This is a genomic window from Nonomuraea basaltis (genome assembly GCF_005893125.1).
Taxonomy (GTDB): Bacteria; Actinomycetota; Actinomycetes; order Streptosporangiales; family Streptosporangiaceae; genus Nonomuraea; species Nonomuraea basaltis.
The window spans coordinates 98,648-110,369 of the sequence record NZ_VCJS01000002.1 but is presented as its reverse complement, the minus strand read 5'-3'; the positions used below and the strand labels follow the sequence as shown (position 1 = coordinate 110,369).

Genomic DNA, 11,722 nt, shown 5'->3' with positions numbered 1-11,722 from the left:
AGAAAACCCGGAGGAGGTACGGCATGCCAGGCGGACGCCCGCGCGCCTTCGACGCCGACGCCGCGCTCGACCGGGCCTTGGAGGTGTTCTGGCGGCAGGGGTACGAAGGGACCTCGCTGTCGGACCTGACCGCGGCGATGGGCATCAACCGGCCCAGCCTGTACGGGGCCTTCGGCAACAAGGAGCAGCTGTTCGTCAAGGCGCTGGAGCGCTACGTCAGCGGCCCTGGCGCGTTCGCCGCCGACGCGCTGGCGGCGCCCACCGTCCGGGAGGTCGTCGAACGGCTGGTCCACGGGGCCGTCGAGCTGACCTCCGGCCCGGACGCGCCGCGGGGATGCCTGAGCGTGAACAGCGTGCACGCGTGCGGCCCGGACTCGGCGCCGGTTCGCGACGCGGCCGTCGCGTGCCGCATGGCCGGTGAGACGGCCCTGCGGCGGCGCCTGGAGGGTGCCCCTGACCTGCCCGACGGGTACGACGCGGCCATCTTGGCCCGGCTGGTTCACACCGTCACGGACGGCATCGCGGTGCAGGCGGCCGGCGGGCACACCCGTGACGAGCTGCGCCAGGTCGCCGATCTCGCCCTGCGCACCCTCCTCCCGCCGGCCCCCAGCACCGGACCTTGATTCACCGGTTCTACGGCCGTGTGGCGCGGACGTAGTACAGCAGGTACGGCAGGTCGCCTTCGGACTCCACCTCGAACCCGGCATCCGGGATCATGGTCCCCAGCAGGTCGCGAGGGTCGTGCCGCATGGCGGGACCGGACAGCACGCCGACGATGTGCCTGGCCAGGCGGTTGACCGGCGGGCGGAACTCGGCGATGAGCAGCCGCCCGCCCGGCCGCAACACCCGGAACATCTGCCGCATCGCCTCGGGCCGGGCATCGGCGGGCATGTGGTGCACGGCCAGGCTGGAGACCACCAGGTCGAACGAGTCATCGGGGAACGGCAGGCGCTGACCTTCCCCCACCACGTAAGCGCAGTTGGCCGGAGCGTGAGCGGTGGCGTAGTCGATCATCGCGGGGGCCGGGTCGATGCCGGTGACCTGGCCGTTGGGCGTGACGACGGGGGAGAGGATCCGGCTGAGGTAGCCGGTGCCGCAGCCGACGTCCAGGACCCGATCGCCGGCTCGCGGCCGGGCCGTGGCGGCCACGCGGGCGAAGGCGGCCCGGCGGCCGCCCAGGAAGCCGATCGAGGCGAAGATCTCGTACGCCCGTGGATGGTCGATCGTGCCGCCCGCGTCGACGTGTTCCGAGTGGTTGTGCAGCAGCTTTCCCAGGCCCATGGCATTGCCTCCAGAATCGAACAACCTGTTCAGTTATGAATGATGCGTTCATAATGAGGAGGGGTCAACGAGCAGATCGGCCGTGCTGTGCCGTACTGAACAGGAAGCGGGAAAATGTCCGGAGACCGGAGGGTACGGCGCACGCGGCGGGCCGTCCAGGAGGCGCTCGTGGCGCTGATCCTGGAGAAGGGCTATGACGCGGTGACCGTCACCGACATCATCGACCGCGCGGACGTGGGCCGGTCCACGTTCTACGCCCACTTCACCGACAAGCAGCACGTGCTGTTCAGCAACCTCGACGAGCTCGCCTTCCTGCATCCCGCACCCGCCATCCGCCCAGGGGAGCTGTTCGCGTTCAGCCTGCCGATGTTCGAGCACGTGTGCGAGCAGCGGCAGCTCGTGCGGGCGCTGCTGGGACGGCGCAGCGGCGGCCTGGTGGTGGCGCGCGGCGAGCAGTTGCTCAGCGGCATCGTCAGGAGCGAGCTCGCCGCCGCGGGCGCCCGGGCGCCGGCCTCGCTCGACCTGCTGGTGATCTGCGTGGTCGGCGCCTTCATGGGGCTGCTGCGGGCGTCGGTGGACGGCGAGACCTCCGCCTCGCCCGCCGAGCTGGACGCCGCCTTCCGCGCGGCGGTCGCGCCCGGGGTGCGGGCGGTGCTGGGCCAGGAGTAGCTCACGCGGAGAACCTCCAGGCCCGAGCCCTCGGCGCGGGTTTGCGGGCGCCCGCCCCGGGTAGTCGGCCACGGCTCACGAGCGGCGAATGGGGGACGCGGATGGCTCGCGCCGAGGGGCGTGGACCGGTGAACCTGGCCCAGAAACTGATCAGCGCGCATCTGGTCGGCGGCGAGATGCGGCCGGGCGAGGAGATCGGGCTGCGCATCGACCAGGCCCTGATTCAGGACGCCACGGGCACCATGGTGATGCTGGAGCTGGAGGCGCTGGGCCTGGACCGCGTACGCACCGAGCTGGCGGCCCAGTACGTCGACCACAACCTGCTGCAGTCCGACGAGCGCAACATGGCCGACCACCTGTTCCTGCGCTCCGCCTGCCAGCGTTACGGGATCTGGTACTCACCACCCGGCAACGGCGTCTCCCACCCCACCCACATGCAGTACTTCGGCGTGCCGGGCAAGACGATGGCCGGCGCCGACTCCCACACCTGCGCCGCCGGCTCGCTGGGCATGCTGGCGATCGGCGTGGGCGGCCTGGAGGTGGCGATGGCCATGGCCGGGCAGCCGCTGTACGTGACCATGCCGCGGATCTGGGGAGTACGGCTGACGGGTGAATTGCCGGACTGGGTGAGCGCCAAGGACGTCATCCTGGAGCTGCTGCGCCGCCAGGGCGTGTCGGGCGGCGTACACAAGATCATCGAATACCACGGCCCGGCGCTGGGCACGCTGAGCGCGATGGACCGGCACGTGATCGCCAACATGGGCGCCGAGCTGGGCGCCACCACGTCGGTGTTCCCCTCCGACGAGCGGGTCCTGGAGTTCCTCGACGCCCAGGGACGGGCCGGCGACCACGTCGAGCTGGCGGCCGACCCGGACGCCGGATACGACCTGCAGGACGAGATCGACCTGTCGGCGCTGGAACCACTGATCGCGCGTCCCGGCTCGCCGGGAAACGTGGTCCCGGTACTCGAAGCGGCCGGTGAGCCGGTCCACCAGGTGGTGGTGGGCTCATCGGCGAATCCGGGGCTGCGCGACTTCCTGGTGGTGGCGGAGATGTTGCGCGCCCGGCAGGTGCATCCGCAGGTGTCGCTGGAGATCAATCCGACCTCCCGGCAGATCCTGGCCGACCTCGCCAAGAGCGGCGCCATCACCGCGCTCGTCGAGGCGGGCGCCCGTATTCACCAGACCGGCTGCCTGGGCTGCATCGGCATGGGCCAGGCCCCGGCCGTCGGCCGCAACAGCCTGCGTACCTTCCCCCGTAACTTCCCCGGCCGCTCCGGCACCCGCGACGACTCGGTCTGGCTCTGCTCTCCCGAGACCGCCGCCGCGGCGGCGCTCACCGGCGCCATCACCGACCCGCGCGCCCTCGGCCTGGAGTACCCGGATGTACGGCCGCCGCGAACGGTCAGTGCCATCACCGGCCCGCTCCAGCCGCCCCTGCCGATCGAGCGGGCCCGCCAGGTCGCCCTGGTCAAGGCCGACAGCATCGGTTCGCTGCCCGAGCTGGATCCGCTGCCCGACTCACTCACCCTGCCCATCGTGCTGAAGGTGGGCGACGACGTCTCCACCGACGAGATCATGCCCGCGGGCGCCCGGGCGCTGCCGTACCGCAGCAACATCGCGGCGCTCGCCGGCTTCGCCTTCGGCCAGATCGACGAGACCTACCCGGAGCGGGCCCGCGCCGCGGGGCCGCACGCCATCGTCGGCGGGCGCAACTACGGGCAGGGCTCCTCCCGCGAGCATGCCGCGATCGTCCCCCGCCACCTCGGGCTCCGGGTCGTCATCGCCAAGTCCTTCGCCCGGATCCACTGGCAGAACCTGGCCAACTTCGGCGTGCTGGCGCTGGAGTTCGCCGACGAAGCCGACTACGACCGGCTCGCCGCGGGCGCCGAGCTGCGCCTGGACGGGCTGCGCGAGGCGGTGGAGACCGGGAGCGAGATCACCGCCGACGGCGTCCTCCTCCGGCATCGCCTGTCCCCCCGCCAGCGCGCCATGGTCCTGGCCGGCGGCTGGATTCCCCAGGTCAGGAGCGCCGTACACAGGTAAGCGCCACGCCGGCCCAGTCCCTTCATCCGGATATTTGCCGAGATTTCGGGATAGGGGAGTTCAGGAGGGAGGCGATGATTCGCATGGCACGTACCAACGACGACGTGGCCGCTGTGCTGGAGGAGTACGCCGACCTGCTCGCCATCACCGGTCACGAGGACTTCAAGATCCGCGTCTACCAGAAGGCCGCCCGGTCGATAGGCGCCTATCCGGACGACATCGCCGGCTACGACGCCGGCGCGCTGAGGCAGATCCCCAACGTGGGCGAGTCGATCGCCGCCAAGGTCGCCGAATACCTGAGCTCCGGCACCATGACGAAATTGGAGGAGCTCCGCGGCCGCGTCCCCGCCGGGGTCCGCGCGCTCACCCACATCCCGACGCTCGGGCCCAAGCGGGCGATGGAGCTGCACCGGCACCTCGGCGTGGACTCACCGGAACGCCTGGAGGCGGCCATCCAGGCCGGTGCCCTGCACGGCCTGCCGGGCTTCGGCCCCAAGACCGAGGAGAACCTGCTGCACGGCATCGCCCTGATGCGCGACGCCGGCGAGCGGGTCCACCTGGGCGTGGCCATGCCGCTTGCGGAGGATGTCGTGGCGGCACTCCAGGCGGTGCACGGCTGCCGGCGATGCGACTACGCCGGGTCGCTGCGCCGGATGAAGGACACCATCGGCGACATCGACGTCCTGGCGACCTCCAACCGGCCGAGGGTGCTGATGGACGCCTTCGCCGGCCTCCCCCAGGTGAGCGAGGTCATCGTCCGTGGCGACAAGAAGACCTCGGTACGCACCGTCCAGGGGCTGCAGGTGGACCTGCGGGTGGTGCCGCCGGACGCGTGGGGCGCGGCCATGCAGTACTTCACCGGCGCCAAGGCGCACAACATCCGCACCCGCGAGATCGCCCTCCACCACAAGCTCAAGCTGTCGGAGTACGGCGTGTTCGACGCCGTCACCGAAGAGAAGATCGTCTCCAAGACCGAGGAGGAGGTCTACCGGCGGCTCGGCCTGCCCTGGATCCCGCCGACGCTGCGCGAGGACACCGGCGAGATCGAGGCCGCGCTGGCCGGGGAGCTGCCCGAGCTGGTCACGGAGGCCGATGTGCGCGGTGACCTGCACACCCACACCGATCTCACCGACGGCCACGCGCCGCTCGAGGACATGGTGGCGGCCGCGGCCGAGCGCGGGTACGCGTACTACGCCGTCACCGACCATGGGCCCGACCTGTACATGCAGCAGATGACGCTGGACAAGGCCACGGCGCAACGCGAGCGGCTGCGCCGGCTGGACGGCACGGCCGGGCTGCGGCTGCTGCACGGCATCGAGCTCAACATCGACCCCGACGGCGAGGTGGACTGGCCGCCCGACGTGCTGGCCGATTTCGACCTGTGCGTCGCCTCGGTGCACTCCCACTTCGACCTGCCGCGCGCGAAGACGACCCGGCGGCTGGTCCGCGCCGCGCGGAATCCGCGGGTCAACATCATCGGCCATCCCAGCGCCCGGCTGATCGGCCGGCGGCCGCCGATCGACGCGGACTGGGACCAGGTCTTCCAGGCGTGTGCCCGCTCCGGCACCGCACTGGAGATCAACGCCTTCCCCGACCGCCTCGACCTGGCCGCCGAGCTCATCCGGCGGGCCCGGTCGTACGGGGTGAGGTTCGCCGTCGACAGCGACGCCCACGCGATCGGCCATCTGGCCAACATCCGCTACGGCATCGGCACGGCGCAGCGCGGCTGGCTCACCGCGGAGGACGTGATCAACACCTGGCCGTTGGACCGGCTCACCGCCTTCCTCCGCAAGAACCGGTGAAGACCAGCCCGGTGAAGAGGAGCGCGGTAGCCCGGCCATGGACTCCAGCCGCTGGATCCGGCCGGCGATGGGCGGGTGCGTGAACGCGGGTCAGCGCATGTCCGTGATCAGCAGGTCGTCCTCCCACGTGGCGGTGGTGCCGAGGTCCGCACACGCCTTGGTGAAGCGCTGGGCCAGCCAGGAGCGCTCCTCGCCGGTTGCCAGGACGGTGCGGCAGTACTCGAGCTTGATCGGTATGGCGCGCAGCCGTATCGGGCCGATGTCGTCGACCGTCACCAGGAACAGCAGTGACAGATCGTTGCGCAGGTCGGGGTCCACGATGTAGTCGTCGAGGAAGTCGCCCAGGTCGTACAGGACGGGCGGCGCGACACCGTGGACCACGTGCGCGGAGTGGCCGGCGACCATGGTCGCTCCGGACTCGACCAGGGTCTCGGCGGCCGCGCGGATGTAGGGCTGCGGAGCGGCCGTCATGTTGGGGCCCCAATGGGGGATGACCAGCACGGCATCCGTTTCGGCCCGCATCCTGGCCACCGTGCCGGTCAGCCAGGACGGCACGCCGGAGGGCAGGTCGGCGTAGGCCACACCCGGCCGGTCGGGCAAGGCCGCGTAGTCCGCCGGATGATCGGTCGCGCCGATGACGGCGATCCGCAGTCCGCGGACGGCGAGGACGACCGGCTGCCGCGCCTGGGCCTGATCGGCGCCCGCGCCCACGGCGCGGATCTCCACGCGTTCGAGATGCGCGCGGGTGTCCAGCAGCGCGTCATGGCCGTAGTCGAGCGCGTGGTTGTTGGCCAGCGTGACGCAGCTGACGCCGATTTCGGCGAGCAGGTCCGCGGCCTGCGGCGGTGCGCGGAAATGGAACGGCTTGCCGGGTGCCGCCCATGGGGTTCCGCGGTCGGAGATGCAGCATTCGAGGTTCAGCAGCACCGCGTCGGCCTCGGACAGGTGGGCGCGGACGCCGTCCGACAGGTACTCGGCCGGGTCGGTGGACATGGCCAGCAGGTCGGCGACGCCGCGGCCGAGCATCGTGTCACCTGCCAGCGCGAGCGTGACGGTCACAGGAATCCCCTGCCTCGGGGCGGCGTGCTCAAACGCCTCCGGCGGGCTCCGCCTCGCCCGCGCGCTGCACCGGATCGGCCCCGGACCTGACCTGGCTCGACACCCGCGTCGCGTTCGGCGATCTGGACGCGCAGATCTCGTGGCGCGGGGCCTGGGACAAGGTCGCGGAGGCCACGGACGCCCTGGTCGGCCGCAGATTGCACGGCAAGGCCGTCCTCGAGGTCCAGCTCTCGCGCGGATGACCTCGGCGCGCCGGCGGGGCTACTCGGCGCCCAGGACGGTCCGGCCGCCCTCCTCGGGCGGCGAGCGGCTCGCGATCGTTGACCGTCAGGCCGCCGACCAGCCACCGTCCACCGGGACGATCGCGCCGTTGATGAACGAGGCGGCGTCGGAGGCGAGAAAGAGCGCGGCGTCGGCCATCTGCTCGGGCTGGGCGAGGCGCTCGCCGAGGGCGAGCACGGGGCCGAGCCGGGCCGCGCCGGTCTGGTCGAAGGTGGCGTTGGTGGCGATGTTGGTCATGGTGGGACCGGGCAGGATGGCGTTGCAGCGGATGCCGTCCTTGGCGTACGCCCAGGCCACGCTGCGCGTCAGGCCGACCACGCCGTGCTTGGACGCGGTGTAGGCCACGCCCGCCGCGCCGCCGCGGATCCCGGCCTCCGAGGCGGTGTTGACGATCGCGCCGCTGCCCTGGCGCAGCATGTGCGGCAGCACGGCGTGCGTGACCAGGAACGTGCCGGTCAGGTTGATCCGCAGGACCCGCTCCCACATCTCGACCGTGGTGTCGGCGGGCAGGGCCATGGTGTCCATGATCCCGGCGTTGTTGCACAGCACGTCGATGCGGCCGTACGTGCTGATCGCGGTCTCGACCAGCCTGGCGACCGACGCCTCGTCCGAGATGTCGGCGGCGACCGCGATGGCGGAGTCGCCGAGGTCCGCGGCGGTGCGCTCGGCGCTGTCCGGGTCGACGTCGCAGACCACCACGCGGCCTCCGGCCTTGGCGAACGCGATGGCCATCGCCCTGCCGATCCCGGAGCCCGCTCCGGTGACCAGGCTGATGCGGTTGTCGCTCAAGGGTTCGTCCTTTCGATCGGGCGTTCGCCGTGTACCGGGCCGGACAGCGACGGGTGCGCTGAGCCTGGGCAGCTGTGACCCATGACCGTGTTGCCGGCGACATGCCTCTCATAACCGGACACTATTGTCCGGTTGCCATACCGTAACCGCTGCCACCTGCGCGTGTCGAGCCGTCGGGGCGGCCAAATTTCCGGACAACATTGTCCGGTTGCTACCGTGGCGGCTATGCCTGATGTGCGTCGAACCAACAGAGGACCCAGTGCCGCGGCGGAGAACCGGGCGGCGCTGATAGCGGCGGCCCGCGAGGTGTTCGCCACGGCCGGGTACGACGCGCCGCTCAGCACGGTCACCCGCGTCGCCGGGGTCGGCCAGGGTAGTCTCTACCGGCACTTCCCTGATCGGATCAGCCTCGCGCTGGCGGTGTTCGAAGACGGTGTCGCCGAACTGGAGGCGCTGGCCGCCCAGCCCGGGATCGTCCTCGACGACGTGCTGGCCCTGATCACCGAGCAGGCCATCGGTTCGACCGCGTTCATCGACATGGTCACCGTGGGCCCGATCGACGCCCGCATGATCGAGGTGCGCGACCGCGTGGCCGAGCTGCTGGCGGGCGTGCTCACCAAGGCCCAGCAGGCTGGTGAGATCCGCGCGGACGCCACGGCCGAGGACCTGGTCCTGGCGGTCGGCATGCTGGCCGGAGTCCTCGGCAAGACCCCGGCGCCCGACCGGCCGGCGACCGCGGAACGGGTGTGGAGGCTGCTCCGGGAGGGGCTCGACGCCTGATTCGCGCCTCGACGATCCGTCCTGCGCCACGGCGGGACCAAGGCGACCGCGTTCGGCATCCACTTCGCCACCGCCGTCGTCGTCCTCATCAGCGCGGCCCTGCTGTTCGCCGTCTGAGCGCGCGGCTCCTCCGTCCCTATCGACGATCTCCGGCCTCACCTCGCGCGGCCGGCTGGATCCGGGCGCCCGTGGCACCCCATGCGTCTGGCATCATCGTCGCGTCCGTTCACGCGATGACCTTGGAGGCCAGGTGCTGCACATCGACGGTGGCAGGACGCACGCATGACCGCGCGGCTGCCTGGGCTGCTGCCCGGCGACCTGGACGAGGAGCAGGCCGAGGTCTACCGCGCCATCGCGGGCGGACCCCGGGCCGCGGGACCGCAGGTGTTCGCCCTCACCGACGAGGAGGGGCGGCTGCGTGGCCCGTTCAACGCCATGCTGCTGAGCCCGTCCGTCGGCCTGGCCCTGCAGGCGGTCGGAGCGGCGGTCCGCTACCGCTCCGTCCTGACCGACCGGATCAGGGAGCTGGCGATCCTGGTCGTGGCCGCGCATTGGGGCAGCGACTTCGAACGCCAGGCGCACGAGGCCGTGGGCAGGGCATGCGGCCTGACCGAGGCCGAGCTGGCCGCGCTGCGCCAGGGCCGGCTGCCCGAGCTGCCCGACCCGGGCGAGACGGCCGCCGTACGGGCCGCCGCCGCGCTGACCGGGGCGGGCGCCCTGACCGACGAGGAGTACGGCGACGCGGTGGCGGCGCTGGGGGAGCGGGGCCTGTTCGAGCTGACGACGCTGGTCGGCTACTACGCCACGCTGGCCCTTCAGCTGAGGGTCTTCGCGGGGGAGGGCCATACCGGCGATCGCGCTTGATCGTTCCTCAGGTTACGGGCCTTGGACAAGGGGCAGCAGGTCAGTCCCGCGCCCGGATGCGAGCGGTCTGTCAAGGGGGATGACCCGGTTTCGTGCTTCACCTCGATCCCGCGTGGCTGCGGAGGAGGTGGCGGGCGAACCAGTCACTGGCCAGCTCGGCCACGCGCTCCAGAGCGCCGGGCTCCTCGAACAGATGGGTGGCGCCGGGCACGATCTCCAGCTGGCTCTCGCCGCCCAGCCGCTGCTGCGCGGACCGGTTCAGCTCCAGCACCGCCTCGTCGTGCTGGCCCACGATGAGCAGCGTGGGGGCGGTGACCGCGGCCAGGTGAGGACCGGCCAGGTCCGGCCGTCCGCCCCGGGAGACCACGGCGGCGACGCCGGATTCCCGGCCGGCGGCGGCCCACAGCGCCGCCGCGGCGCCGGTGCTGGCGCCGAAATAGCCGATGCGGGCGGCAGGCGCCCGCTCGCGCAGCCAGGCGGTGGCCTGCCGCAGCCGCTCGGCGAGCAGCTCGATGTCGAAGACGTTGCGCCGATCGGCCCCCTCGGCGCCGGTCAGCAGGTCGAACAGCAGCGTGCCCAGGCCGGCCTGGTTGAGCACCCCGGCGACGTAGCGGTTGCGCGGGCTGCGCCGGCCGCTGCCGCTGCCGTGCGCGAACACGACGATCGCGTCGGCCCCGTCCGGCAGGACCAGCGTTCCGGGCAGGTCCGCGGCCCCTGCCGGCACGCGTACCTCCTCCTCCCGGTACGGCCGGTCGCCCGCGCGGCGCAGCAGGTCCGCGACCTCGTCGTCGCCGACCTGGCGGAAGTCGTGGTACCACAGGCCGATGCCGCCGAGGTCGGCGGGCGTCTCCAGGCAGATCACCTCGTCGGCGTCGGCGCGCAGCAGCTCGGCCGCCTCCGGCGGGCACACCGGCGCGGCCAGGACGATGCGGGAGGCGCCCTGGGCCCGGGCGACCTGGCACGCCGCGCGGGCGGTCGATCCGGTGGCGATCCCGTCGTCCACGATGACCGCGGTCCGGCCGGTCAGGGAAACCTTCGGCCGCCCGGCGCGCACCTGCTCGGCGCGGCGCCGGAGCACCGCGTGCTCGTTCTCCTCCACCCGTGCCATGTCCTCCGGGCTCAGGCGGGCGGCGCGGATGATGTCCGGGTTGAGGACGCGTACGCCGTCCTCGCCGATCGCCCCGAACCCCAGCTCCGGCTGGATCGGCACGCCGAGCTTGCGGACCAGGATGACATCCAGCGGCGCCCCCAGCGCCTGGGCCGCTTCGAAGGCGACCACCACCCCGCCGCGCGGCAGTCCCAGGACCACGACATCCTGCCCACGCAGGTGCTCGAGCCGGGCGGACAGGCGGCGTCCGGCGTCTGTGCGGTCGGCGAACATGGTCGATCCCCCCAGCTGTTTCGGTTCAGGTGCCGGCGTCGAGGTCGATGAGGGTCAGTCCGGTACGTGGATCGTGGCGGCGGCGCAGATATCGGGGCGACTGGGTGACGATCACCTCCAGGGTGGGCCACACCTCCCCGGCGAGCAGATGGCCGCCGCGCGCGTCGCCGTCGGGCAGCCCGACGACCACGTGGGCGTGCAGCTGCGGCTGACTGCCGTCCTCGGCCATGGCGAAGTCGCCGACCAGGGCCAGCACCTCGGTCTGCCGATCGACCGAGATCCGGCGGAAATCCTTGGTCGACGGGTCGAAGAAGCCCAGGGTGGCCCGCCGGAACCCGCCGATCCCGGTCAACCGCGCGGCCCGGATGCCGCTCTCGGCAGCCCACCTGGTCAGGCAGTCCACCGCCTCGTCGCCGGATTCGAGGATGACCGCGTAGGTCTGCTCATCCTCGGTGGAAAGCCGCATGGCCTGCATGAGGGCACCCTGCCCAGAGGTCCGAGAAGCCAACATCGGACCGTGAGCAAGGTCGCATCACTCGGGAGAGGCGATGTGTTTCCCCGGTTCTCCGGCGACGACGCAGGTCATCGCAGAGCGGCGCTACCCCGCAGGTCAGGACTGTCACATCCGGATCAGCAGGCCGGCTTTTCCCCGGTGGAATGGGGCAGTGAGCGGCCGGGGACGGCCTGAGCGGGGGTCTCGGTTGCAGCCTGTACTCAGGGCAGATGGGACTATGGCAGGCGGCGGCGATTGCCACGCCCCGGCAGCAGGG

Annotated in this window: 11 protein-coding genes; 6 read left to right on the top strand and 5 right to left on the bottom strand. The window is 71.9% G+C overall.

What is annotated here, in order from left to right:
• Positions 1-23: 23 nt before the first annotated feature.
• Positions 24-623 carry a TetR/AcrR family transcriptional regulator gene (locus EJK15_RS01360; protein WP_138708482.1) on the top strand — a complete coding sequence of 200 codons (600 nt, stop codon included), beginning with the start codon at positions 24-26 and terminating at the stop codon, positions 621-623.
• A gap of 10 nt (positions 624-633) precedes the next feature.
• Here EJK15_RS01360 and EJK15_RS01355 read toward each other — a convergent pair whose 3' ends face one another.
• Complete coding sequence (locus EJK15_RS01355) at positions 634-1,281, bottom strand: class I SAM-dependent methyltransferase (RefSeq protein ID WP_138708481.1); 648 nt, start codon at positions 1,279-1,281, stop codon at positions 634-636.
• Positions 1,282-1,395: 114 nt separating this feature from the next.
• Here EJK15_RS01355 and EJK15_RS01350 point away from each other — a divergent pair, with 114 nt between their 5' ends.
• The 3 genes from EJK15_RS01350 (at position 1,396) to polX (ending at position 5,797) form a co-directional block, all read left to right on the top strand.
• Positions 1,396-1,950 carry a TetR/AcrR family transcriptional regulator gene (locus EJK15_RS01350; RefSeq protein ID WP_138708480.1) on the top strand — a complete coding sequence of 185 codons (555 nt, stop codon included), beginning with the start codon at positions 1,396-1,398 and terminating at the stop codon, positions 1,948-1,950.
• 101 nt (positions 1,951-2,051) lie between these two features.
• On the top strand, positions 2,052-3,995 hold the full coding sequence (locus EJK15_RS01345) for an aconitate hydratase (protein WP_138708479.1): 1,944 nt from the start codon (positions 2,052-2,054) through the stop codon (positions 3,993-3,995).
• A gap of 83 nt (positions 3,996-4,078) precedes the next feature.
• The gene (gene polX / locus EJK15_RS01340) at positions 4,079-5,797 is read left to right on the top strand and encodes a DNA polymerase/3'-5' exonuclease PolX (RefSeq protein WP_138708478.1); all 1,719 of its coding nucleotides are present in this window, start codon (positions 4,079-4,081) and stop codon (positions 5,795-5,797) included.
• A gap of 90 nt (positions 5,798-5,887) precedes the next feature.
• Here polX and EJK15_RS01335 read toward each other — a convergent pair whose 3' ends face one another.
• Positions 5,888-6,856, bottom strand: coding sequence for a CapA family protein (locus EJK15_RS01335; RefSeq protein ID WP_138708477.1), 969 nt, complete (start codon positions 6,854-6,856; stop codon positions 5,888-5,890).
• A gap of 327 nt (positions 6,857-7,183) precedes the next feature.
• Positions 7,184-7,927 (bottom strand): SDR family NAD(P)-dependent oxidoreductase, encoded by a 744-nt coding sequence (locus EJK15_RS01330; RefSeq protein WP_138708476.1) that lies wholly within the window; start codon positions 7,925-7,927, stop codon positions 7,184-7,186.
• Positions 7,928-8,152: 225 nt separating this feature from the next.
• Here EJK15_RS01330 and EJK15_RS01325 point away from each other — a divergent pair, with 225 nt between their 5' ends.
• Entirely contained in the window at positions 8,153-8,707 is a 555-nt protein-coding gene (locus EJK15_RS01325) for a TetR/AcrR family transcriptional regulator (protein ID WP_138708475.1), read from the top strand.
• Positions 8,708-8,989: 282 nt separating this feature from the next.
• A complete protein-coding gene (locus EJK15_RS01320) occupies positions 8,990-9,571 on the top strand; it encodes a carboxymuconolactone decarboxylase family protein (RefSeq protein ID WP_138708474.1) in 582 nt (193 codons plus the stop codon).
• Positions 9,572-9,668: 97 nt separating this feature from the next.
• Here the strand turns inward: EJK15_RS01320 and EJK15_RS01315 are convergent, their stop codons facing one another.
• Together EJK15_RS01315 and EJK15_RS01310 are read right to left on the bottom strand one after the other, a co-directional pair.
• The gene (locus EJK15_RS01315; protein WP_138708473.1) at positions 9,669-10,952 is read right to left on the bottom strand and encodes an alpha/beta family hydrolase; all 1,284 of its coding nucleotides are present in this window, start codon (positions 10,950-10,952) and stop codon (positions 9,669-9,671) included.
• A gap of 25 nt (positions 10,953-10,977) precedes the next feature.
• On the bottom strand, positions 10,978-11,418 hold the full coding sequence (locus EJK15_RS01310) for a PPC domain-containing DNA-binding protein (protein ID WP_206060591.1): 441 nt from the start codon (positions 11,416-11,418) through the stop codon (positions 10,978-10,980).
• Positions 11,419-11,722: the final 304 nt, after the last annotated feature.